The sequence below is a fragment of the Ancylobacter sonchi genome (assembly GCF_018390695.1).
GTDB classification, from domain to species: Bacteria; Pseudomonadota; Alphaproteobacteria; order Rhizobiales; family Xanthobacteraceae; genus Ancylobacter; species Ancylobacter sonchi.
The window spans coordinates 494,985-515,637 of the sequence record NZ_JAHBGF010000028.1 but is presented as its reverse complement, the minus strand read 5'-3'; the positions used below and the strand labels follow the sequence as shown (position 1 = coordinate 515,637).

At 67.7% G+C, this 20,653-nt stretch carries 18 protein-coding genes; 16 read left to right on the top strand and 2 right to left on the bottom strand.

The window, feature by feature from the left end:
• The first annotated feature begins 10 nt into the window (after window positions 1-10).
• The 10 genes from eno to KHC28_RS17715 all read left to right on the top strand — a co-directional run bounded on the left by eno (window position 11) and on the right by KHC28_RS17715 (window position 9,670).
• Entirely contained in the window at window positions 11-1,294 is a 1,284-nt protein-coding gene (eno, locus tag KHC28_RS17760) for a phosphopyruvate hydratase (RefSeq protein WP_214009661.1), read from the top strand.
• Window positions 1,295-1,363: 69 nt separating this feature from the next.
• Window positions 1,364-1,699, top strand: coding sequence for an FtsB family cell division protein (locus KHC28_RS17755; RefSeq protein ID WP_214009660.1), 336 nt, complete (start codon window positions 1,364-1,366; stop codon window positions 1,697-1,699).
• 266 nt (window positions 1,700-1,965) lie between these two features.
• Window positions 1,966-3,015 carry a pyruvate dehydrogenase (acetyl-transferring) E1 component subunit alpha gene (pdhA, locus tag KHC28_RS17750; RefSeq protein ID WP_214009659.1) on the top strand — a complete coding sequence of 350 codons (1,050 nt, stop codon included), beginning with the start codon at window positions 1,966-1,968 and terminating at the stop codon, window positions 3,013-3,015.
• 19 nt (window positions 3,016-3,034) lie between these two features.
• A complete protein-coding gene (locus tag KHC28_RS17745; RefSeq protein ID WP_214009658.1) occupies window positions 3,035-3,352 on the top strand; it encodes a hypothetical protein in 318 nt (105 codons plus the stop codon).
• A 38-nt stretch (window positions 3,353-3,390) separates the two neighbouring features.
• Window positions 3,391-4,782 carry a pyruvate dehydrogenase complex E1 component subunit beta gene (locus KHC28_RS17740; RefSeq protein ID WP_214009657.1) on the top strand — a complete coding sequence of 464 codons (1,392 nt, stop codon included), beginning with the start codon at window positions 3,391-3,393 and terminating at the stop codon, window positions 4,780-4,782.
• Between the two features lie 15 nt (window positions 4,783-4,797).
• Window positions 4,798-6,177: a pyruvate dehydrogenase complex dihydrolipoamide acetyltransferase gene (locus tag KHC28_RS17735; protein WP_214009656.1), complete on the top strand. Its 1,380-nt coding sequence runs from the start codon at window positions 4,798-4,800 to the stop codon at window positions 6,175-6,177.
• Window positions 6,178-6,354: 177 nt separating this feature from the next.
• On the top strand, window positions 6,355-7,770 hold the full coding sequence (lpdA, locus tag KHC28_RS17730; RefSeq protein WP_214009655.1) for a dihydrolipoyl dehydrogenase: 1,416 nt from the start codon (window positions 6,355-6,357) through the stop codon (window positions 7,768-7,770).
• Between the two features lie 41 nt (window positions 7,771-7,811).
• Window positions 7,812-8,087 carry a GlsB/YeaQ/YmgE family stress response membrane protein gene (locus KHC28_RS17725; RefSeq protein WP_214009654.1) on the top strand — a complete coding sequence of 92 codons (276 nt, stop codon included), beginning with the start codon at window positions 7,812-7,814 and terminating at the stop codon, window positions 8,085-8,087.
• Window positions 8,088-8,206: 119 nt separating this feature from the next.
• Window positions 8,207-9,208, top strand: coding sequence for a lipoyl synthase (gene lipA, locus KHC28_RS17720; RefSeq protein WP_214009653.1), 1,002 nt, complete (start codon window positions 8,207-8,209; stop codon window positions 9,206-9,208).
• A 3-nt stretch (window positions 9,209-9,211) separates the two neighbouring features.
• Window positions 9,212-9,670, top strand: coding sequence for a type II toxin-antitoxin system RatA family toxin (locus KHC28_RS17715; RefSeq protein ID WP_214009652.1), 459 nt, complete (start codon window positions 9,212-9,214; stop codon window positions 9,668-9,670).
• Window positions 9,671-9,714: 44 nt separating this feature from the next.
• On the opposite strand, the gene KHC28_RS17710 is transcribed toward KHC28_RS17715, so the two are convergent.
• Together KHC28_RS17710 and KHC28_RS17705 are read right to left on the bottom strand one after the other, a co-directional pair.
• Window positions 9,715-10,203 carry a CinA family protein gene (locus KHC28_RS17710; protein WP_214009651.1) on the bottom strand — a complete coding sequence of 163 codons (489 nt, stop codon included), beginning with the start codon at window positions 10,201-10,203 and terminating at the stop codon, window positions 9,715-9,717.
• On the bottom strand, window positions 10,200-11,423 hold the full coding sequence (locus tag KHC28_RS17705) for a bifunctional 2-C-methyl-D-erythritol 4-phosphate cytidylyltransferase/2-C-methyl-D-erythritol 2,4-cyclodiphosphate synthase (RefSeq protein WP_312893268.1): 1,224 nt from the start codon (window positions 11,421-11,423) through the stop codon (window positions 10,200-10,202). The genes KHC28_RS17710 and KHC28_RS17705 overlap by 4 nt, the downstream gene beginning before the upstream one ends.
• Window positions 11,424-11,624: 201 nt before the next feature.
• On the opposite strand from KHC28_RS17705, the gene dusB reads away from it, so the two are divergent.
• The 6 genes from dusB (at window position 11,625) to trkA (ending at window position 20,638) form a co-directional block, all read left to right on the top strand.
• Window positions 11,625-12,656, top strand: coding sequence for a tRNA dihydrouridine synthase DusB (gene dusB, locus KHC28_RS17700; RefSeq protein ID WP_281419124.1), 1,032 nt, complete (start codon window positions 11,625-11,627; stop codon window positions 12,654-12,656).
• Window positions 12,657-12,760: 104 nt separating this feature from the next.
• A complete protein-coding gene (locus KHC28_RS17695; protein ID WP_214009970.1) occupies window positions 12,761-13,846 on the top strand; it encodes a two-component system sensor histidine kinase NtrB in 1,086 nt (361 codons plus the stop codon).
• Window positions 13,847-13,853: 7 nt separating this feature from the next.
• A complete protein-coding gene (gene ntrC, locus KHC28_RS17690; RefSeq protein WP_214009650.1) occupies window positions 13,854-15,296 on the top strand; it encodes a nitrogen regulation protein NR(I) in 1,443 nt (480 codons plus the stop codon).
• Window positions 15,297-15,500: 204 nt separating this feature from the next.
• Complete coding sequence (locus KHC28_RS17685; RefSeq protein ID WP_246564933.1) at window positions 15,501-17,705, top strand: sensor histidine kinase NtrY-like; 2,205 nt, start codon at window positions 15,501-15,503, stop codon at window positions 17,703-17,705.
• Between the two features lie 12 nt (window positions 17,706-17,717).
• Window positions 17,718-19,085, top strand: coding sequence for a nitrogen assimilation response regulator NtrX (gene ntrX, locus KHC28_RS17680; RefSeq protein ID WP_214009648.1), 1,368 nt, complete (start codon window positions 17,718-17,720; stop codon window positions 19,083-19,085).
• A gap of 176 nt (window positions 19,086-19,261) precedes the next feature.
• A complete protein-coding gene (gene trkA, locus KHC28_RS17675; RefSeq protein WP_214009647.1) occupies window positions 19,262-20,638 on the top strand; it encodes a Trk system potassium transporter TrkA in 1,377 nt (458 codons plus the stop codon).
• Window positions 20,639-20,653 lie beyond the last annotated feature (15 nt).

Below are 20,653 nucleotides of genomic sequence, written 5' to 3'. Positions count from 1 at the left end.
GGGGAAGCGAATGACTGCCATTGTCGACATTATCGGCCGCGAAATTCTGGACAGCCGCGGGAACCCGACCGTCGAGGTCGATGTGATCCTGGAAGATGGTTCCAAGGGCCGTGCGGCGGTGCCGTCGGGTGCCTCGACCGGCGCCCATGAGGCGGTCGAGCTGCGCGACGGCGACAAGGGTCGCTATCTCGGCAAGGGCGTGGAGAAGGCGGTCGACGCCGTCAACGGCGAGATCTTCGACGCCATCGGCGGCATGGACGCCGAGGACCAGCCGGCGATCGACCAGATCCTGATCGAGCTCGACGGCACCCCGAACAAGGCCCGCCTCGGCGCCAACGCCATCCTCGGCGTGTCGCTCGCCCTGGCCAAGGCGGCCGCCGATGCGCGCGACCTGCCGCTCTACCGCTATGTTGGCGGCGTCAACGCCCGCACCCTGCCGGTGCCGATGATGAACATCATCAATGGCGGCGCCCATGCCGACAACCCGATCGACTTCCAGGAATTCATGATCCTGCCGGTCGGCGCCCCGACCTTCGCGGAAGGCCTGCGCACCGGCGCCGAGATCTTCCACACGCTGAAGAAGGCGCTGAAGGATGCCGGCCACAACACCAATGTCGGCGACGAGGGCGGCTTCGCCCCCAATTTGCCGTCGGCGGATGCCGCGCTCGCCTTCGTGGTGAAGGCCATCGAGACCGCCGGCTACAAGCCGGGCGAGGACGTCTATATCGGCCTCGACTGCGCCTCGACCGAGTTCTTCAAGAACGGCAAGTACGACTATGAGGGCGAAGGTGTCGTGCGCGACATCGAGACCCAGGTGAAGTATCTCGCCGATCTCGTCGCCCGCTATCCCATCGTCACCATCGAGGACGGCATGGCCGAGGACGACTGGGAGGGTTGGAAGCTGCTCACCGACACCATCGGCTCCAAGTGCCAGCTGGTGGGCGACGATCTGTTCGTCACCAATGTGAAGCGCCTCTCGGCCGGCATCAAGCAGGGCGTCGGCAACTCGATCCTGGTGAAGGTCAACCAGATCGGCTCGCTCACCGAGACGCTGAACGCGGTCGAGATGGCCCACAAGGCCGGCTATACCGCGGTGATGTCGCACCGCTCGGGCGAGACCGAGGATTCGACCATCGCCGACCTCGCGGTGGCCACCAATTGCGGGCAGATCAAGACCGGCTCGCTGGCGCGCTCCGACCGTACCGCCAAGTACAACCAGCTGCTGCGCATCGAGCAGGAGCTGGGCCCGCAGGCGATCTATGCCGGGCGCTCGGCGCTGAAGGCGCTCGGCTGAGCCCTTTCTGCCGTTTCTTGACGACACAGTTAACGGAGCCTCAACCGGATACGGTTAGGCTCCGTTTTCATGATAGCACGCACCCGCTGGCGCTCGATTCTCCAAACCGTCACGCTGCATCTCGGCGCGGCATCGCTCATCGGCTACTTCGCCTTCCAGGGCTATAACGGCCAATACGGACTGGTGGCGCGGCGGCATTTCGAAGAGCAGATGCAGGCCCTGACGCAGGAGCGCGATGCCTTGCGCACCCAGCGCGAGGCCATCGAATCCAAGGTCCGGCTCCTGTCGCCGGATCTCGTCGATGCCGACATGCTCGACGAGCAGGCGAGGTCGCTCCTGAACCTCGTCCACCCCAAGGACCTCGTGCTGCTGCGTCCGCACGTCGCGACCACAGCCACGCAATAGCGTCATTATTTGGTTCGACTATCGGCGGGGCGCTTTTCGGCGCCCGCTGGTGCGCGCGCCTGGTATATCAGCGGGAAACCGATAGATCGCAAGAACTTAACTTTATTTAAGTTAAATCGTTCATTTAACCGAATAATAGTTCAAGTACAGAAACCCTTGCGCTGGCAACATGTTGTGCGCCGCAGCATTGCGTTGTGCGCGTAGCATTGGTGCGCAACTTGCGCTAAGACACTGGCAAAATCCGCTAACGAGCTAGGGATGCGCCTATGGCTGTAGCTGCGAAGAAGTCCCCCGCCCCCAAGGCCGCCGCGCCCCGCGCCGCCGCCAAACGGTCCGACAAACCCGTCGACAAACTGGACTTCTCCAAGGAACAGGAACTGGCCGCCTATCGCCAGATGCTGGAGATCCGGCGCTTCGAGGAGAAGGCCGGCCAGATGTACGGCATGGGCCTGATCGGCGGCTTCTGCCACCTCTATATCGGTCAGGAAGCCGTCGTCGTCGGCATGCAGCTGGCGCTCAAGCAGGGCGACCAGGTCATCACCGGCTACCGCGACCACGGCCACATGCTGGCCACCGGCATGGACCCCAAGGGCGTCATGGCCGAGCTCACCGGCCGTCGCGGCGGTTATTCCAAGGGCAAGGGCGGCTCGATGCACATGTTCAGCATCGAGAAGGGTTTCTACGGCGGCCACGGCATCGTCGGCGCCCAGGTCTCGCTCGGCACCGGTCTCGCCTTCTCCAACCACTACCGCGAGAACGGCAACGTCACCCTGGCCTATTTCGGCGACGGCGCCGCCAATCAGGGCCAGGTCTATGAGAGCTTCAACATGGCCGAGCTCTGGAAGCTGCCGGTCGTGTACATCATCGAGAACAACAAATACGCCATGGGCACCGCGGTAAACCGCGCCTCCGCCCAGACCGACTTCTCCCGTCGCGGCACCTCCTTCAACATTCCCGGCGAGCAGGTCGACGGCATGGATGTGCGGGCGGTCAAGGCGGCCGGCGAGCGCGCGGTGGAATTCGCCCGCTCCGGCAAGGGTCCCTACATCCTCGAAATGCTCACCTATCGCTATCGCGGCCACTCCATGTCCGATCCGGCCAAGTACCGGTCGAAGGAGGAGGTGCAGAAGATGCGTACCGAGCACGACCCGATCGAGCAGGTGCGCGCGCGCCTTCTGGACAAGGGCTGGGCCAGCGAGGACGACCTCAAGGCCATCGATGCCGAAATCCGCGAGGTGATGAACGCCGCCGCCGATTTCGCCAGCCACGACCCGGAGCCGGATCCGTCCGAGCTCTACACCGACATCCTCCGCTGACCGGCGGAGGGTAGGGGGCATGCTCGCCTGGCTGTTCTGGGGTTTGTGGGTCGCCGGAGCATCGGCGATCGTCGTGCTGTGGGTCTTCGCCGCCGGCACGGCCTATCGCATTCTCTCCGGCGTCCGCGCCGGCGGCGGCAGCAACGCAGCTGCCGATTGGATCAAGATGGGCGTGTGGCCGTTCGCCATGCGCCACCTCGCCGGGGCGCCGGCGGACCGGACGGCCAGTCTCTCCAAGATGCTGGTCGCTCTCTTTGCCGCCTTTCTCGTGGCCACCGCTTCGCTGGCCGTCTACAGCAACCTGACGTTTGCGCCCTCCGCCCAGACGCATCAGTGACGCGCGATCTCGACGCTCGTTCTTTGGGGAACGCCGCCATGCCGACCGAAATTCTCATGCCCGCCCTGTCGCCCACCATGGAGAAGGGCAACCTCTCCAAGTGGATCAAGAAAGAGGGCGATACGGTGAAGTCCGGCGATGTCATCGCCGAGATCGAGACCGACAAGGCCACGATGGAAGTCGAGGCGGTCGACGAGGGGACCCTCGGCAAGATCCTGGTGCCGGAAGGCACGCAGGACGTCGCGGTCAACACCCCGATCGCGGTGATCCTCGCCGATGGCGAGGACGCCAGCGCCGCTGCGGCGCCCGCGCCCAAGGCCGCCGAGCCCGCTCCGGCGGCGGCCGCCCCGGCTGAGCCCGCGCCGGTTGCCGCTGCGGCGCCCGCGCCGGCCGCGCCGGCGGTCGTCTCCGCGCCGGCTCCCCAGCCGGAGGTGCCGGAAGGCACCGAGATGGTCAACCAGACCATGCGCGAGGCGCTGCGCGACGCCATGGCCGAGGAGATGCGCCAGGACGGCGACGTCTTCGTGATGGGTGAGGAGGTCGCCGAATATCAGGGCGCCTACAAGATCACCCAGGGCCTGTTGCAGGAATTCGGGCCGAAGCGGGTCATCGACACTCCGATCACCGAGCACGGCTTTGCCGGTGTCGGCGTCGGCGCCGCCATGGCCGGCCTGAAGCCGATCGTCGAGTTCATGACCTTCAACTTCGCCATGCAGGCGATTGACCAGATCATCAACTCCGCCGCCAAGACGCTCTATATGTCCGGCGGCCAGATCCAGTGCTCGATCGTGTTCCGCGGCCCGAACGGCGCCGCGGCCCGCGTCGCCGCGCAGCATAGCCAGGACTACACCTCCTGGTACTCGCACATTCCCGGCCTCAAGGTGGTGGCGCCCTATACCGCCGCCGACGCCAAGGGCCTGCTCAAGGCGGCGATCCGTGATCCCAATCCGGTGATCTTCCTCGAGAACGAGATCCTCTACGGCCACTCCTCGCCGGTGCCGAAGCTCGACGACTTCATCGTCCCGCTCGGCAAGGCGCGCATCGCGCGTCCCGGCAAGGACGTCACGCTGGTCGCGTGGTCCATCGGCATGTCCTACGCGCTGAAGGCCGCCGACGAGCTCGCCAAGCTCGGCATCGACGCCGAGGTGATCGACCTGCGCACCATCCGCCCGATGGATACCGAGACCATCCTCGCCTCGGTCCGCAAGACCGGCCGCCTGGTCACGGTGGAAGAGGGCTGGGGCCAGTCCGGCGTCGGCGCGGAAATCTCCGCCCGCGTCATGGAAGGCGCCTTCGACTATCTCGATGCGCCGGTACTGCGCGTCTACGGCAAGGACGTCCCGATGCCCTACGCCGCCAATCTCGAGAAACTCGCGCTGCCGAACGTCCAGGAAGTGGTCGAGGCGGTGCGCGCGGTCACCTATCGCTGAGGACGGAGAGCGCCCATGCCGATCGAGATCCTCATGCCGGCCCTGTCTCCCACCATGGAGAAGGGCAACCTCGCCAAGTGGCTCAAGAAGGAAGGCGACAAGGTCGCGCCCGGTGACGTGATCGCCGAGATCGAGACCGACAAGGCCACGATGGAAGTCGAGGCCATCGACGAGGGCACGCTGGCGAAGATCCTGGTGCCGGAAGGCACGGCGGATGTGCCGGTGAACCAGCTCATCGCCGTGCTCGCCACCGACGGCGAGGACGCCAAGGCGGTCGCCGCCGGCGGCGCCTCGGCGCCCAAGGCCGCGCCGGCTCCTGCCGCCGAGGCTCCCAAGGCGGCCGAGCCGGCCCCGGCCGCTGCGCCTGCTCCGGTTGCCGCCGCTCCGGTCGCGGCGGCTCCCGCCGCGGCCCCGGCTGCTGCTGGGGCGCGCGTCTTCGCCTCGCCGCTGGCCCGTCGCCTCGCCAAGGAGAAGGGCGTCGACCTTTCTTCCGTGCAGGGCTCCGGTCCGCGCGGCCGTGTCGTCGCCGCCGACATCGCCTCGGCGACGCCCGGCGCCGCCAAGCCGGTCGCGGCTCCGGCGGTCGCGGCTGCCGCGCCGGCCCCGGCCGCTGCGGCTCCCGCCGCGCCCAAGCCCGCCCCGGCCCCCGGCGCGCTGCTCGATCAGGTCAAGGCCTATTACGAGGCCGGCACCTACGAGGAGATCCCGCTCGACGGCATGCGTCGCGTCATCGCCCAGCGCATGACCGAGGCCCGGCAGACGGTGCCGACCTTCTACCTCACCGTCGACTGCGACATGGACGAGCTGCTGAAGCTCCGCGAGACCCTGAACAAGGCCGCGCCGGAGAAGGACGGCAAGCCGTCCTACAAGCTGTCGGTCAACGACTTCGTCATCAAGGCCTACGCGCTCGCCTTCCAGCAGGTGCCGGACGCCAACATGGTGTGGGGCGGCGACCGCTACCTCAAGCTGAAGCACTCCGACATCGGCGTCGCGGTGGCGATCGACGGCGGCAAGGGCCTGCTCACCCCGATCATCCGCAAGGCGGAGACCAAGTCGCTCTCGACCATCTCCAACGAGACCCGCGACTTCGCCATCCGCGCGCGCAACAAGAAGCTGGCCCCGAACGAGTATCAGGGCGGCTCCTCGGCGATCTCCAATCTCGGCATGTTCGGGATCAAGGACTTCACCGCCATCATCAACCCGCCGCACGCCACCATCCTCGCGGTGGGCACCAGCGAGCAGCGGGCGGTGGTGCGCAAGGGCGAGCTGACCGTCGCCACCCAGATGACGGTCACCATCTCCTGCGATCACCGGGTCATGGACGGCGCCATGGGCGCCCAGCTCATCACCGCCTTCAAGGCGCTGATCGAGAAGCCGATGTCGATGCTGGTGTGATCGACACCGCGTGAGGGCCGGGGCGTTCGTCCCGGTCCTTGCCTTCCTGCCTTCGACGTCTTTTCAGCGGCGCACCGGGCGGATGCCCGGCAAAAGCCGGGGTGAATGCCCCGGCGTCTTCGCGCAAGACGGCGACCGAAAGGTCGCCTTGGCCCCGGGTATGACGGAACCACGCACATGGCCGCTTCCTACGACCTCCTCATCATCGGCTCCGGCCCCGGCGGCTATGTCGCCGCCATCCGCGCCGCCCAGCTCGGGCTCAAGGTCGGCGTGGTCGAGCGCCAGTACATGGGCGGCATCTGCCCTAACTGGGGCTGCATCCCGGCCAAGGCGCTGCTGCGCTCGGCGGAGATCTTCCACTATATCGAGCACGCCAAGGATTACGGCCTCGTCGCTGAGAAGTTCGGCGTCGACATCGCCGGCGTGGTGAAGCGCTCGCGCGGCATCGCCAGCCAGATGAGCAATGGCGTCGGCTTCCTCCTGAAGAAGAACAAGGTCGAGGTGATCTGGGGCCAGGCCACCATCACCGCGCCCGGCAAGGTCTCCGTCGCCGCCACCGACGGCGCGCCGAAGGGCGCGCTCGGCGCCGGCGAGTACACCGCCAAGAACATCATCGTCGCCACCGGCGCCCGTCCGCGCGCGCTGCCGGGCATCGAGCCGGACAGCAAGCTGATCTGGACCTATTTCGACGCGCTGGCGCCGGCGAGCGTGCCGAAGTCGCTGCTGATCATGGGCTCGGGCGCCATCGGCGTCGAATTCGCCTCCTTCTACAAGGCGATGGGCTCGGACGTGACCATCGTCGAGCTGCTGCCGCAGATCCTCCCCGTCGAGGACGAGGAGATCGCCGAGCACGCCAAGAAGCGCTTCGAGAAGCAGGGCATCAAGATCCTCACCGGCGCCAAGGTGTCGAAGGTCGTCAAGGGCGCCGACAACGTCACCGCGACGGTGGAGACTTCCGACGGCAAGGTGCAGACCCTCGTCGCGGATCGCCTGATCTCGGCGGTGGGCGTGGTCGGCAACATCGAGAATCTCGGCCTCGAGAAGCTGGGCGTGAAGACCGATCGCGGCTGCGTCGTCATTGACGGCCTGTGCCGCACCAACGTGCCCGGCATCTACGCCATCGGCGACGTCGCCGGCCCGCCCATGCTGGCCCACAAGGCCGAGCATGAGGGCGTCATCTGCGTCGAGGGCATCGCCGGCAAGCACGCCCATCCGATGGACAAGCTGATGATCCCCGGCTGCACCTATTGCATGCCGCAGGTCGCCTCGGTGGGCCTCACCGAGAAGAAGGCCAAGGAAGCCGGCTACGAGGTCAAGGTCGGCCGCTTCCCGTTCATCGGCAACGGCAAGGCGGTGGCGCTCGGCGAGGCGGATGGCCTCGTGAAGACCATCTTCGACGCCAAGACCGGCCAGCTGCTCGGCGCCCATCTCGTCGGCGCGGAAGTCACCGAGATGATCCAGGGCTTCGTGCTGGCGATGAACCTTGAGACCACCGAGGAAGAGCTGATCAACGCCGTCTTCCCGCATCCGACGGTTTCTGAGACGATGCATGAGAGCGTGCTCGCCGCCTATGGGCGCGCCATCCACATCTGAGCAGGCCGCAAGGCCGCTCCGCAGCAGGGCAGGGGTCAGCCATGGATAGCTTTGCCGCCGTCGCGGACCAGCCGGGAGTCGGCTGGTTCACCATGATCATCATCGGCCTGCTCGCCGGCTGGATCGCCGAGCGGGTAACCGCGAGCGATCACGGGCTGTTCGCCAACCTGCTGTTCGGCCTGATCGGCGCCTTCGTCGGCAAGTATCTCGCCGAGCTGGCGGCGGTCCCGGTGTTCGGCTTCTTCCGCACCCTGATCGCCGCCACGGTCGGCGCGATCATCGTGCTGTTCATCTGGCGCAAGCTGCGCTCGCGCTGACGCCTTGCCGCGCCGAGACGTGCGCGGCGCTCGGGTCTCCCCTTCGCAAGGCGGGGTTTCCGGGGCGGCACGCAATGACTAAGTGTGAAGGCGAAACGCGAACGGGTATCGGGCACTTCATGGTCACCGTCCTCAACACTTTGAACCGCGCTCTCGAAAAGCCGCGTCACCCGGAAAAGGTGAACCGGCCCGAGACCCCGGTTCTGAAGAAGCCGGACTGGATCCGCGTGCGCGCGCCCGGCACGCCGGGCTGGCAGGAAACCGCCAACATCGTGCGCGCCAACGGCCTCGTCACCGTGTGCGAGGAGGCCAGCTGCCCGAATATCGGCGAGTGCTGGCAGAAGAAGCACGCCACCTTCATGATCATGGGCGACACCTGCACGCGCGCCTGTGCCTTCTGCAATGTGCGCACCGGCATGCCCGGTCCGCTGGACATGGACGAGCCGCAGAAGGTCGCCGACGCCGTCGCCCGCCTCGGCCTCGAACATGTCGTCGTCACCTCGGTGGACCGCGACGATCTCACGGACGGCGGCGCCGAGCATTTCGCACGCACCATCCGCGCCATTCGCGCCACCAGCCCCGGAACCACCATCGAGATCCTCACGCCGGACTTCCTGCGCAAGGATGGCGCGCTGGAAGTGGTGGTCGAGGCGAAGCCGGACGTGTTCAACCACAATCTCGAATGCGTGCCCTCGCTGTATCTGAAGGTGCGGCCGGGCGCCCGCTACTTCCACTCGCTGCGGCTCTTGCAGCGGGTGAAGGAGCTCGACCCGTCGATCTTCACCAAGTCCGGCATTATGGTCGGCCTCGGAGAGGTTCGGAACGAGGTGCTGCAACTGATGGACGATTTCCGCTCGGCGGACATCGACTTCATGACCATCGGCCAGTACCTGCAGCCGACCCGCAAGCATCACCCGGTGATGTCCTTCGTGACGCCCGACGAGTTCAAGTCCTACGAGACCATCGCCTATGCCAAGGGCTTCCTGATGGTGTCGTCGAGCCCGCTGACCCGCTCCTCGCACCATGCCGGCGAGGACTTCGCCCGGCTGCGCGCGGCGCGGTCGACGAAGCTCGGCACCGCGGCGCCCGCCAACCTGACTTCGTCTCTCGCGCCCGTCTGAGCCATGCCGTCTTTCCGCAGCAAGCGGCAGGTCCGGCATTCGGCCGCCGACATGTTCGAGCTCGTCGCCGACGTCGAGCGCTACCCGGAATTCGTGCCGCTCTGCGAGAGCCTGCACACCCGCCGGCGGGTGGCGAGCGGCGAGGGGATCGACATCCTCGTTGCCGACATGACGGTCGCCTACAAGGTGTTCCGCGAGAGCTTCACCAGCCGGGTGACGCTGGATAGGCCGCGCCTCACCATCGTTGTCGAATATCTCGACGGGCCGTTCAGTCGGCTGGAGAATCGCTGGACGTTCAAGGCGACCGGCGAGCGCACCAGCGAGGTCGAATTCTTCATCGACTATGAGTTCCGCTCGCGCACGCTCGGCCTGCTGATGGGCGCGATGTTCGACGCCGCCTTCCGCCGCTTCGCCGAAGCTTTCGAGAAGCGCGCCGACGAGGTCTACGGCACATTGGCCTGAGGCCGTTCCCCCGCGCACGGCCGCACGGCGTGGCGCGGAGCGCGTCAGCCTTCCGCCAGTTCCGCCAGCATGGCGAGTGCGGTCATCACCGCATGCGCCCGCACGCTGGAGCGGTCCTCGCCGGCGAACACCTCGCGGCGCACGATCACCCGGCCATCGGCCCGCGCGGCGGCGAAATGCACCAGCCCGACCGGCTTCGCCTCCGAGCCGCCGCCCGGCCCGGCAATGCCGGTCACGGAGACGCCGAGCGAGGTGCCGGCGGCCTTCAACAGGCCCGCCACCATCTCCCGCGCCGTCTCCTCGCTCACCGCGCCATGCGCGGCGAGCGTCGCCTCGGACACCCCGAGCAGGTCCATCTTGGCCTGGTTGGAATAGGTGACGAAGGCGCGGTCCACCACGTCGGAGGAGCCGGCGATCTCGGTCAGCGCGCCGCAGACGAGGCCGCCGGTGCAGGATTCCGCCGTCGCCGCCGTGAAGCCGCGCGACCGGCACAGCTCCAGCACCCGCGTGGCCAGCGCATCGCGCTCGTTCATATCTCGTCCTCCGCGAAGGGCAGCCGCACCGTGGCGGTGGCGAGCGCGGCGATGCCCTCGCGCCGGCCGGTGAAGCCGAGTCGCTCGCTGGTGGTCGCCTTCACGCTCACCCGCGCCACCGGCAGCCCGGCGATCTCGGCGATCCGCTCCCGCATCGCCTCGCGGTGCGGGCCGATCTTCGGCTCCTCGCAGACGATGGTGGTGTCGAGATGCGCGACGCGCCCGCCCTTGGCCGCGACGAGATCCACCGCATGGCGCAGGAACTGGTCGGAGGCGGCGCCCTTCCATTCCGGCTTGGAGGGCGGGAAGTGGAAGCCGATATCCTCGGCGCCGATGGTGCCGAGCAGCGCGTCGGTCAGCGCGTGCAGCACCACATCGGCGTCGGAATGGCCGGAGAGCCCGCGCCCGAAGGGGATGGCGATGCCGCCCAGCATCACATGGTCGCCCTCGCCGAAGGCGTGCACGTCATAGCCGGTGGCGGTGCGCACATCGGCGAGGTCGCGAAGCTCCCGCGCAAGAACCCGTTCGGCGCTCACGAAATCCTCCGGCGTCGTCAGTTTGAGATTTCCGGCCTCGCCGGCGAAGCTCGCCACCCGGTGCCCGGCGGCATCGGCCACCGCGGCGTCGTCGGTGAGGTCGTCGCGCCCGGCCTGCGCGAGGTGCGCTCCGCGAATCAGCGCGTAGCGGAAGCTCTGCGGCGTCTGCACGCTGCGCATCTGGTCGCGGTCGGGGCCGGAGACGACGAAGCCGTCCGCTTCCCAGCGCTTCACCGTGTCGACCAGCCGCAGCACCGGCACCGCCGCTCCATGCCGCGCCGCCGTCTCCAGCGCATCGGCGACCAGCCGCGCGGTGATGAAGGGGCGGGCGGCATCGTGGATCAGCACCAGTTCCGGCGGATCCTCGGCCAGCGCCTCCAGCCCGGCGCGCACCGAGGCCTGCCGGGTCGCCCCGCCGGCCACCGGCGCGGCGAGGCCGGCGCCGCCAGCGCCCACAAGGCCTTGCGTCGCCGCCGCATAGAGCCCGGCATGGGCGGGGTCGATCACCGTCACCACCCGGCGGATGCCGGGCTGGGCGAGAAAACGTTCCAGCGTATGGCGCAGCAGCGGGCGCCCGCCCAGGGAGCGATACTGCTTCGGCAGCCCGTCTCCGGCGCGGGTCCCGCGCCCGGCCGCCACCACGATGACGTCGGCCCGCAACTCAGCCTGTCCATCCGCCTGCACGTCGACCACCCGTAACTCCGCTTCCAGCCGCCCGGCGGCACCCGCCGGGCCTTGCCCCGGCCCTCCGTTTAGCGCAAAAGCGGCGCGGCAGTGCAAAAGTTTCCCGCCATCCGGTGGTAGAGACTTGATGACGGGCCTCGTCTGTCTATTATGTAGGCACCGCCCGCTGGGCTCATTTCGTGTGCACCGAGTGATCACCGCTTGATCGTTGATGCCTTTCAGAACGCCAATCTGACCGTCGGGCCGCTGACGCTGCCGAATCGCGTCGTGCTGGCGCCGATGGCCGGTATCACCGACGCCCCGTTCCGGCGCATGGCGCACCGCTACGGCGCCGGCCTCGTCGTCTCCGAAATGGTGGCTTCGGAAGCGCTGGAGACCGGCCATGCCGAAACCGCGCTGCGCGCCGAGGCGGCCGGCCTGCCGGTCCACGCCGTGCAGCTCGCCGGCAACGAGCCCGCCTCGATGGCCCGCGCCGCCGCCATGGCCGAAGCCTCCGGCGCGGCGCTGATCGACATCAACATGGGATGCCCGGCCAAGCGGGTCACCACCGGCCTCGCCGGCGCGGCGCTGCTGCGCGACCTCGACCTCGCCACCCGCATCATCGCGGCGGTGGTCGGCGCGGTGCGGGTGCCGGTCACGCTCAAGACCCGCCTCGGCTGGGACGATAGCGGCCTCATCGCGCCGGAGCTGGCGCGCCGCGCCGCCGATATCGGCGTGCGGCTGGTCACCATCCATGGCCGTACCCGCTGCCAGTTCTACACCGGCTCGGCCGATTGGGCGGCGATCGCCGCCATCAGCGCTGCCATCGATCTGCCGGTGCTCGCCAATGGCGATCTGGTCGCGGCGGAACAGGCGCCTTCCATGCTCGCCGCCTCGGGCGGGGCAGGGGTGATGATCGGCCGTGGCGCCCAGGGGCGGCCATGGTTCCCCGCCCAGGTCGCCGCCTATCTCGCCACCGGCCAGGTGCCGGCCGATCCGAGCCTCGCCGAGCAGCACGACGTGCTGCTGGAGCTCTACGAGGGCTGGCTGTCGCATTACGGGATCGAGCTCGGCCGCCGGCAGGCGCGCAAGCACATCGGCTGGGCGCTGGAGGCGGCGGCGGTCACCGCCGGCCGCCCGCCCGACGCGCTGGCGCATTGGCGCAAGCGGATCCTTACCCAGGACGAACCGCGTGAGGTTCGTACCGGCCTCCGCGCCGCCTTCGACGAATTGTCATGGAGTGCCGCAGCATGAAAACGCTCAAGCCGGATTCAGCGGCGAAGGCTCCCGCGTCGAAGAAGCCCGCGGCCCGCGGCGGCGTCGATTCCGTCCCGCCGATCGAGGCCGGTACCCCGGCCATGTCGGATGCGGTGGTCAACGCGCTGCCGCATCCGGTGTTCACCGTCGCCGATGACGACCGGCTGGTCGACGCCAACGTCGCCGCCGAGGCCTTCTTCGAGGCCGGCCATGCGGTGCTCGCCCGCCATCGCCTGCAGGAATTCATTCCCTTCGGCAGCCCGCTGCTGGCGCTGGTCGAGCAGGTGCGGGACAGCGGCGCGGCGGTGAACGAGTATCGCGTCGACCTCGGCACGCCGCGCAATGGCGGCGAGCGCATCGTCGACATCCATGTCGCGCCGCTGCCGGAAGCGCCGGGCTATGTCGTGGTGATGCTGCAGGAGCGCACCATCGCCGACAAGATGGACCGCCAGCTCACCCATCGCGGCGCCGCCCGCTCGGTCACCGCGCTCGCCTCCATGCTGGCGCACGAGATCAAGAACCCGCTGTCGGGCATTCGCGGCGCCGCGCAGCTGCTGGAGCTCAACGCCAGCGACGACGACCGTTCGCTGACCCGGCTGATCACCGACGAGGCCGACCGCATCGTCAAGCTGGTCGACCGCATGGAGGTGTTCTCCGACGAGCGGCCGATCGAGCGCGAGCCGGTGAACATTCACGCGGTGCTGGAGCATGTGCGCACGCTCGCCTCCACCGGCTTCGCGCGCAACATCCGCTTCGTCGAGGAGTACGATCCCTCGCTGCCGCCGGTGCTGGCCAATCGCGACCAGCTCATCCAGATCTTCCTCAATCTGGTGAAGAACGCGGCCGAAGCCATCGGCGACAGCCCGGATGGCGAGATCATGCTCACCACCGCCTTCCGTCCCGGCGTGCGGCTCACCGTGCCCGGCTCGGCGACGCGCGTCAGCCTGCCGCTGGAATTCTGCGTGCGCGACAACGGTCCCGGCGTGCCGGAGGACCTGATGCAGCATTTGTTCGACCCCTTCGTCACCACCAAGCCCACCGGCACCGGACTCGGCCTCGCTTTGGTCGCCAAGATCGTCGGCGACCATGGCGGCATCATCGAATGCGACAGCCAGCCCCGCCGCACCATCTTCCGAGTCCTCATGCCCATGTATCGCGGCGCCGCCCGCGGCACTGAGAAGAATTGAGAGCGCCATGCCCACGGGAAGTATTCTGGTCGCCGATGACGACGCCGCCATCCGCACCGTGCTCAATCAGGCGCTGTCGCGAGCGGGCTACGAGGTGCGTTCCTGCGGCAATGCCGCCACGCTGTGGCGCTGGGTGAGCCAGGGCGACGGCGACCTCGTCATCACCGACGTGGTGATGCCGGACGAGAACGCCTTCGACCTGCTGCCGCGCATCAAGAAGGTGCGTCCGGATCTGCCGGTCATCGTCATGAGCGCGCAGAACACCTTCATGACCGCGATCCGCGCCTCCGAGCGCGGCGCCTACGAATATCTGCCCAAGCCCTTCGACCTGAAGGAGCTGATCGCCATCGTCGGCCGGGCACTGTCGGAGCCGAAGAAGCACGATCTGGCGCCCAAGGGCGGCGACGAGACCGACGCCATCCCGCTGGTCGGCCGCTCGCCGGCGATGCAGGACATCTACCGCGTGCTGGCGCGGCTGATGCAGACCGACCTCACGGTGATGATCGCCGGCGAGAGCGGCACCGGCAAGGAGCTGGTGGCCCGCGCGCTGCACGACTACGGCAAGCGCCGCAACGGCCCGTTCGTCGCCATCAATATGGCCGCCATCCCGCGCGACCTCATCGAGAGCGAGCTGTTCGGCCATGAGAAGGGGGCGTTCACCGGCGCCAATGCCCGCTCGGCCGGCCGCTTCGAGCAGGCCGAGAGCGGCACGCTGTTCCTCGACGAGATCGGCGACATGCCGATGGAGGCGCAGACCCGCCTGCTGCGCGTGCTTCAGCAGGGCGAATACACCACGGTGGGCGGGCGCACCCCGATCAAGACCGATGTGCGCATCGTCGCCGCCACCAACAAGGACCTGCGCATCCTCATCCAGCAGGGCCTGTTCCGCGAGGATCTGTTCTTCCGCCTCAACGTGGTGCCGCTGCGGCTGCCGCCGCTGCGCGAGCGCACCGAGGACATCCCGGATCTGGTGCGCCACTTCTTCCTCCAGGCCGAGCGGGAAGGCCTGCCGCGCAAGCAGATCGACATCGCCGCCGTCGACCGGCTGAAGCGCTATCGCTGGCCGGGCAATGTCCGCGAGCTGGAGAACCTGATCCGCCGCCTCGCCGCGCTCTACCCGCAGGAGATCATCACCGCCTCGATTATCGAGGCGGAGCTGGCCACCCCGGTGTCGACGGCGACCCCGGAGGAGGGCGGGCAGGACGAGACGCTGTCCTCTTCGGTGGAGCGTCACCTCAACACCTATTTCGGCGGTTTCGGCGAGAACCTGCCGCCGCCGGGGCTGTATCACCGCATCCTGAAGGACGTGGAATACCCGCTGCTGTCGGCTGCGCTGGCGGCGACGCGGGGCAACCAGATCAAGGCCGCCGAGCTGCTCGGGCTCAACCGCAACACGCTGCGCAAAAAGATCCGCGACCTCGATATCCAGATCATTCGTACCAGCCGCTAGGGGGCGTCGCCCACATTCAAGTGATGTGGATGCCAGCCGATTAAATGCGGCTGGCTCTGGCGCATGTCACATTTTTGCACCAGTGTCGTTTCACTGCATCAGTTGCGCCGGTTCGAATCGAACCGGCCGGCGCCGTGGTGAGACATGAGCGATAGTGGCCGAACACGAGAGACCGAAAGCCGCGACACTCCCGACCTCGGGGGCATGGGCTTTCGTTTTTCGTTCTGGGGGCTGGCCCCACTGGCCGTTCTGGCCGCACTGGTCACCTCACTAGTCAGCTTCGTCGTCCTGATCGGCATCACCCCGCTGGTGCCGTCGCACGAAATCGTCGTCGTCGTGCTGTGCATCAACGGCGTGATGTCGCTGACCCTGCTCGGCATCATCGGCCGCGAGGTCTGGCGCATCGTGAAGGCCCGCCGCAGGGGCCGCGCCGCCGCCCGGCTGCATGTGCGCATCGTCGGGCTGTTCGGCGTCGTCGCCGTGGTCCCGGCACTACTGGTAGCGCTTCTGGCCAGCATCACGCTAGATCGTGGGTTGGACCGCTGGTTCTCGGTACGCACCCGGGCCATCGTCGACAATGCCGTGTCGGTGGCGCAGACCTATGTGCGCGAGCACGCCTATTCCATCCGCGGCGACATTCTCGGCATGGCGCGCGACCTGCAGCGCATCCGTCCGCTGTGGGACAGCGACCGCAGCCGCTTCCGCCAGGCGATGACCGCCCAGGCGGTGGTGCGCGGACTGCCGGTGGCCATGGTGATCCAGCGCGACCTCTCCGTCGTCGACCGCACCACCATCCGCACCGGGCGCGAATTCGTGGTGCCGTCAAACCTCGCGGTGAAGGACGCCACCGAGGAGCAGCCGCTGATCTACCTGCCGACCGACGCCGATTTCGTCGGCGCGGTCATCCCCTTGAAAGATTTCGGGGATTTGTTCCTCTACGTGGCGCGGCCGATCGATCCGCGCGTGATCAACTATCTCAAGGAGACGCAGGCGGCGGTTGCGGATTACCGCAATCTCGAACAGCAGCGCATCGGTGTGCAGGTGGCTTTCGCGCTGCTCTATGCGGTGATCTCGCTTACCGTGCTGCTCTGCGCCGTGTGGCTCGGCATCCATTTCGCCAATCATCTGGTCGCCCCGATCCGCCGGCTGATCGGCGCCGCCGATCTGGTCGCCGCGGGCAATCTCTATGTCGAGGTGCCGGTGCGTCGGGCGGAAGGCGACTTGTCGAGCCTCGCTGAGACCTTCAACAAGATGACGCAGGAACTGCGCACCCAGCAGAACGATCTCGTGCAGGCCCGCGACCAGATCGATACCCGGCGCCGCTTCACCGAGGCGGTGCTGTCCGGCGTGGGAGCCGGCGTCATCGGTGTCGATTCCTCCGGCTCCGTCACCATCATCAACCGCCCGGCGGAGAAGATGCTGGGCGTGAGCGAGGAGGATGCGCTCGGCAAACCGCTCGGCGACATCGTGCCGGAGATCGCCCCGATGCTGGCGGAGGCGATGGGCGCCGGCCCGCGCTCGGTGCAGGGCAACACCACGCTGTCGCGCAACGGCCGCGACCGGGTGATCGCCGTCCGCTTCACCACCGAGCAGTCGCGCGAGGCCGATCACGGCTGGGTCGTCACGCTGGACGACATCACCGAACTCGTGGTCGCCCAGCGCTCCTCCGCCTGGGCGGACATCGCCCGGCGCATCGCGCACGAGATCAAGAACCCGCTGACCCCGATCCAGCTTTCCGCCGAGCGCCTGCGCCGGCGCTACGGCAAGGTGATAGGCGAGGATCGCGAGGTGTTCGACCAGTGCACAGACACCATCATTCGGCAGGTGGGCGACATCGGTCGCATGGTCGACGAGTTCTCCTCCTTCGCCCGCATGCCCAAGCCGGTGGTGGAGGAGCAGGACGTCGCCGAGACGGTGCGCCAGGTGGTCTTCCTGATGCGGGTCGGCAACCCGGAGATCGACATCCAGTTCGACACCCCCGACAGCGCGGTCACCGCCCGCTTCGACCGTCGGCTGATTTCCCAGGCGCTCACCAATATCGTGAAGAACGCCACGGAAGCCCTTGCCGCCGTTGATCCGGAGGAGCAGACGGAGCCGCCGCGCATCAAGGTGGGGCTCTCTGCCGACGAACGGACCGTCACCATCGACGTTATCGACAACGGCAAGGGGCTGCCGACCGAGAACCGTGCGCGGTTGCTTGAGCCTTACGTGACGACGCGCGAGAAGGGCACCGGCCTTGGCCTCGCCATCGTCGGCAAGATCATGGAGGAGCACGGCGGCGGGATCGAACTCGCCGACGCGCCGGAAGGGCGGGGTGCCTGGATCCGCCTGCGCTTCCAGCGCACCGGCGGCGGGCTTCCTCAACTCGTAACCACCGAAAAGGCCGTGCCTGTCCCGCAGGCCGGATAAGGGAGTGCCGACATGGCAACCGACATTCTGATTGTCGACGACGAAGCCGATATTCGTGGGCTGGTCGCCGGCATTCTCGAGGATGAGGGGTATGGCGCCCGTACCGCCAAGGACAGCGACGAGGCGCTCGCCGCCATCGAGGCGCGCCGCCCGCATCTCATCTTCCTCGACATCTGGATCGAGCGCTCCAAGCTCGACGGACTGCAACTGCTGGAAGTGATCAAGCGCCAGCATCCGGACGTGCCGGTGGTGATGATCTCCGGCCACGGCACCGTCGAAACGGCCGTGGCGGCGATCAAGCAGGGCGCCTACGACTTCATCGAGAAGCCGTTCAACTCCGACCGGCTCATCCTGGTGGCCAACCGGGCGCTGGAGACCCTCCGGCTCAAGCGAGAGGTGCGCGATCTCAAGCAGCGCGCCCCGCTGGCCCAGCACCTGATCGGCAAATCCTCGGTCATGAACCAGCTGCGCCAGACCATCGAACGGGTGGCGCCGACCAATAGCCGCATCATGATCGTTGGCCCGTCCGGCTCCGGCAAGGAACTGACCGCCCGCATGCTGCACGCCGCTTCGGCGCGCGCCAACGGGCCGTTCGTGGTGATCAACGCCGCCGCCATCACGCCGGAGCGCATGGAAGTGGAGCTGTTCGGCGTCGAGGCCGTGGCCGGGCAGGGACGGCAGGTCGGGGCGCTCGAAGAGGCGCATGGCGGTACGCTGTTCATCGACGAAATCGCCGACATGCCGCGCGAGACCCAGAACCGCATTCTGCGGGTGCTGGTCGACCAGAATTTCATGCGCGTCGGCGGTGCGACCCGCGTGTCGGTGGATGTGCGGATCATCTCCTCCACCGCCCGCAACCTGGAAAAGGAAATCGCCGAGGGGCGGTTCCGCGAGGACCTGTATCACCGCCTGGGCGTGGTGCCGATCCGGGTACCGCCGCTGGCCGAGCGCCGCGACGACGTGCCGGAGCTGGTCGAGTTCTTCCTCGAGCAGATCTCGCACGGCACCGGCCTTGCGCGGCGGCGCATCGCCGACGACGCGCTCGCCGTGCTGCAGTCGCATGACTGGCCGGGCAATGTCCGCCAGCTGCGCAACAATATCGAGCGGCTGCTGATCCTCGCCAGCGGCGAGCCCGACGCCCCGGTGACCGCCGACATGCTGCCGCCGGATGTCGGCTCGCTGGTGCCGAACCTGCCCAATGGCAGCGGCGGCGAGCACCTGATGGGATTGCCGCTGCGCGACGCCCGCGAAGTGTTCGAGCGCGAATATCTGGTGGCGCAGATCAGCCGTTTCGGCGGCAACATCTCGCGGACCGCCGAATTCGTCGGCATGGAGCGCTCGGCCCTTCACCGCAAGCTCAAGGCGCTTGGCATCGGCTGAACCGGAAGCCCCGGCCCACAGCCACGCGACACCTCCGCCCCCGATCGGACGCCTATCGCCCGATCGTCAGGAAAGTGCTCTAATATCAATAGGCTGGCGCATATCGCCTTTCGCGAAAGTCTTTCAACTTTTGCGGAACATGCTCTAGTCTCCCGCGTAAGGTTTTGGGGGTAACGATGAAGGTCGTGATCTGCGGCGCGGGCCAGGTGGGTTTCGGCATCGCCGAGCGATTGGCGGCCGAACAGAACGACGTGTCGATCATCGACACCTCGGCCCGGCTCATCCAGGCGGTGACCGACACGCTGGACGTGCGCGGCTTCGTCGGCCACGGCTCGCATCCTGATGTGCTGGAGCGCGCCGGTCTTGAGGCGGCCGACATGCTCATCGCCGTCACGCTGCACGACGAGGTCAACATGGTGGCCTGCCAGGTCGGCCATGCGCTGTTCGACGTGCCGACCAAGATTGCCCGCGTGCGCGCCCAGAGCTATCTCCACGGCCATTGGCGCGACCTGTTCTCGCGCGACCATCTGCCGATCGACGTGGTGATCTCGCCGGAGATCGAGGTGGGGGAGATGGTGCTGCGCCGGCTGTCCCTGCCCGGCGCGATCGACACCGTCAGCTTCGCCGACGGAGCCGCCGTCGTGGTCGGGGTGCGTTGCGCCGACGATTGCCCGGTGCTCGACACGCCGCTGCGCCAGCTCACCGACCTGTTCCCGGATCTGCGCGCCGTGGTGGTGGCGGTCAATCGCAAGGGGCGGGTGTTCGTGCCGCGCAGCGCCGACGCGCTGATCGCCGGCGACCTCGTCTATTTCGTCGCCGGCGCCGACCAGGTGACTCGTACCCTGTCGATCTTCGGCCATGACGAGCCGCCGGCCCAGCGCGTGGTGATCGGCGGCGGCGGCAATATCGGTTTTTATGTCGCGCGCGAGCTGGAGCGGCGCAATCCCCGCGCCCGTGTGAAGCTCATCGAGGAGAATGCCGAGCGCGCCGAGGCGATCGCGCAGGAGCTGTCGAAGACGGTGGTGCTGCGCGGCAGCGCGCTCGACCGGCTGATCCTGGAGGAGGCGGCGGTGGGCGATGCCGACACCATGATCGCCGTCACCAATGACGACCGGGTCAATATCCTGTCCTGCCTGCTGTCGCGCGAGCTCGGCGCCACCGGCATGCTGTCGCTGCTGAACGATCCCAACTATCCGGCCTTCGCCCGTGGGCTCGGCATCGACGCCTATGTCAATCCGCGGCAGATCACCGTCTCGAAGATCCTGCAATATGTCCGCAAGGGGCGCATCCGTGGCGTGCATTCGCTGCTCAACGGCGCCGGCGAGGTGATCGAGGCGGAGGCGCTGGAGACGTCGCCGCTCGTCGGCAAGCCGCTGCGCAACCTCGATCTGTTCGACGGCATGCGCATCGGCGCCATCATGCGGGGGGGGCAGTTGATCCTGCCGCGCGGCGACGTCGTCATCCATGCCCGCGACCGGGTGATCATCTTCGCGCTGGCCGACCGGGTAAAGCGGGTGGAGCAGATGTTCAGGGTCAGCCTGGAATTCTTTTGAGAGGCGAGTTCTTTT

Coding starts and splice junctions, on each gene's coding strand:
- ntrX (WP_214009648.1), top strand. CDS start 17,718: ATGGCAACCGACATTCTGATTGTCGACGACGAAGCCGATATTCGTGGG.
- KHC28_RS17710 (WP_214009651.1), bottom strand. CDS start 10,203: ATGAACGAGCGCGATGCGCTGGCCACGCGGGTGCTGGAGCTGTGCCGG.
- KHC28_RS17740 (WP_214009657.1), top strand. CDS start 3,391: ATGCCGACCGAAATTCTCATGCCCGCCCTGTCGCCCACCATGGAGAAG.
- KHC28_RS17755 (WP_214009660.1), top strand. CDS start 1,364: ATGATAGCACGCACCCGCTGGCGCTCGATTCTCCAAACCGTCACGCTG.
- lipA (WP_214009653.1), top strand. CDS start 8,207: ATGGTCACCGTCCTCAACACTTTGAACCGCGCTCTCGAAAAGCCGCGT.
- lpdA (WP_214009655.1), top strand. CDS start 6,355: ATGGCCGCTTCCTACGACCTCCTCATCATCGGCTCCGGCCCCGGCGGC.
- KHC28_RS17685 (WP_246564933.1), top strand. CDS start 15,501: ATGGGCTTTCGTTTTTCGTTCTGGGGGCTGGCCCCACTGGCCGTTCTG.
- KHC28_RS17745 (WP_214009658.1), top strand. CDS start 3,035: ATGCTCGCCTGGCTGTTCTGGGGTTTGTGGGTCGCCGGAGCATCGGCG.
- KHC28_RS17735 (WP_214009656.1), top strand. CDS start 4,798: ATGCCGATCGAGATCCTCATGCCGGCCCTGTCTCCCACCATGGAGAAG.
- pdhA (WP_214009659.1), top strand. CDS start 1,966: ATGGCTGTAGCTGCGAAGAAGTCCCCCGCCCCCAAGGCCGCCGCGCCC.
- ntrC (WP_214009650.1), top strand. CDS start 13,854: ATGCCCACGGGAAGTATTCTGGTCGCCGATGACGACGCCGCCATCCGC.
- KHC28_RS17725 (WP_214009654.1), top strand. CDS start 7,812: ATGGATAGCTTTGCCGCCGTCGCGGACCAGCCGGGAGTCGGCTGGTTC.
- eno (WP_214009661.1), top strand. CDS start 11: ATGACTGCCATTGTCGACATTATCGGCCGCGAAATTCTGGACAGCCGC.
- KHC28_RS17695 (WP_214009970.1), top strand. CDS start 12,761: ATGTCGGATGCGGTGGTCAACGCGCTGCCGCATCCGGTGTTCACCGTC.
- KHC28_RS17715 (WP_214009652.1), top strand. CDS start 9,212: ATGCCGTCTTTCCGCAGCAAGCGGCAGGTCCGGCATTCGGCCGCCGAC.
- trkA (WP_214009647.1), top strand. CDS start 19,262: ATGAAGGTCGTGATCTGCGGCGCGGGCCAGGTGGGTTTCGGCATCGCC.